The organism is Sphingomonas sp. Ant20, from assembly GCF_000783375.1.
Lineage (GTDB): Bacteria > Pseudomonadota > Alphaproteobacteria > Sphingomonadales > Sphingomonadaceae > Sphingomonas > Sphingomonas aerolata.
The window spans coordinates 1-1,622 of sequence record NZ_JRVI01000198.1; the positions used below are offsets into that span (position 1 = coordinate 1).

Genomic DNA, 1,622 nt, shown 5'->3' on the forward strand with positions numbered 1-1,622 from the left:
CGCGACCACCGCGCGCGCACCGACCGCGGCACAGGCGGCGGTCATCGCCGCGAACAGCGACCGGCGCGCGCCTGCAGCGACCCGAGCGAGCAATATATCAGCGGTCGGCCGTCGCTTTCGGGGATGTCGTCCACGGGTTCGTCGAGGCGCCACGCGCGCCGTACCGGAAGCTCGGTGGCAGGGCGGTGCGCGGAAAGTCGAGTCCTGCCGGGCATTGCGCGATCTGCAGGCGGTCGGACCATTGCTGCTGCGGGTCGGGATCGAGCCCCCAAAGCTGTGCATAGGTCGTCACGATGCGGGTCACCGGGCGCATCAGCAGGTCGCTGACCGCATAGCCGCCATTGTTGCGATTCCGCCCGAGCGCGTCGGCCCGGTATGCCCAGCCGAGAAAGGGCGGGGGGATCATCGGTTCGCGGAGCAGCGGCAGTCCGGTGATCGCGGTCACGAACGGCAGGCCGAGATGGCGTGCCACCAGCGCCCCCGCCGGCTCGACCGAATCCGCCACGACCGCATCGACGCCCAGCCGCGTGAGGGTGGCCGGCAGCGCCGCGAGCAGGAGCTCGGTCATCGCCGCGGTGCTGCGGATCATGCGCGGCAGCCCGACCGGCCCCGATGGCTGGGCGAGCTTGCGATAATGTTCGGCCAGCAAACCTTGGCGATCGGCGGGATGGTCAAGCGGCGCAAACGCGACATCGCCGCGAGGCAGCATCGCCGCGACGTCGGCCATATGCACCAGCGTGACCCGGTGTCCCGCGGCGACGAGCGATGTGCCCAGCGCGACCAGAGGATTGAGGTGCCCGGCGGTCGGCGGCGCGATGATGGCGATATGCCGCCCTGCAACAGTCAATTCAGGAGCTTTCCGACGCCGTCTGGTAGGGCCGCCACTATCAGCATGGATGCGACGCGCGATAGTCGCAATACGGTGATCGAGTATAACTTGGTAACGATCTACCCCTGCGATCGATCTCGCCGCATGGTCGCGCCTGCCAAGACCCGCGCGGCTGCGCGGTGTCATCCCGGCTTCACGATGGACGAATAAGACGCCCCGAATCGCAAGCGGGGGGCGTGGTGAACAGGGACGCGGGGGTTTTCAGGGGCGTCGGGGAGCACCGGCCGGTGACGCCGGCGCTGGCGATGCAATGCCCGGACGCGGCGCTGTCACGCGCGCTGCGTGCGTTCGTGCACGGGCGGCTGGGGCATCACGCCGACGGCGACGACGTCGTGCAGGAAACCTATCTGCGGCTGTTCACCTATCAGGCAAGCGCGCGGGTCGAGGATGTGAAGGCGCTCTGCTTCGCGATCGCGCGCAATCTGCTGCGCGATCATCACCGCGTCGCCCGGCGCGGCGCGCATGTCGAACTGGACGAGGCGATGGTCTGTCCGCTGCCGGCGGCGGATCGGGTGGTGGCGTTCCGCCGCGCGGTCGCGCTGATGGCGGGCGCGCTCGAACGCATGCCGCCGCTGCGCCGCGAGATATTCCTGCGCCGACGGCTGGACGGCCTCACCACCGCGGCGATCGCCGATCGGCTCGACATGAGCACCGCCGCGGTCGAGAAACACGTCGTCCGGGCCTTTGCCGACCTTCGCACCGCGCTGGCGCGGCGGGGGTTCACGGATGGAGG

At 69.8% G+C, this 1,622-nt stretch carries 2 protein-coding genes; one reads left to right on the forward strand and one right to left on the reverse strand.

All coding sequences use genetic code 11. The annotated features are described in order from the left end of the window. Nucleotides 1–97: 97 nt before the first annotated feature. Complete coding sequence (locus tag NI18_RS17925) at nucleotides 98–847, reverse strand: glycosyltransferase (RefSeq protein WP_052149317.1); 750 nt, start codon at nucleotides 845–847, stop codon at nucleotides 98–100. Between the two features lie 269 nt (nucleotides 848–1,116). Between NI18_RS17925 and NI18_RS17930 the strand changes: the two genes are divergently transcribed. Further along, nucleotides 1,117–1,622, forward strand: a 506-nt coding sequence (locus NI18_RS17930; RefSeq protein WP_052149318.1) for an RNA polymerase sigma factor, incomplete at its 3' end; no start/stop codon positions are given.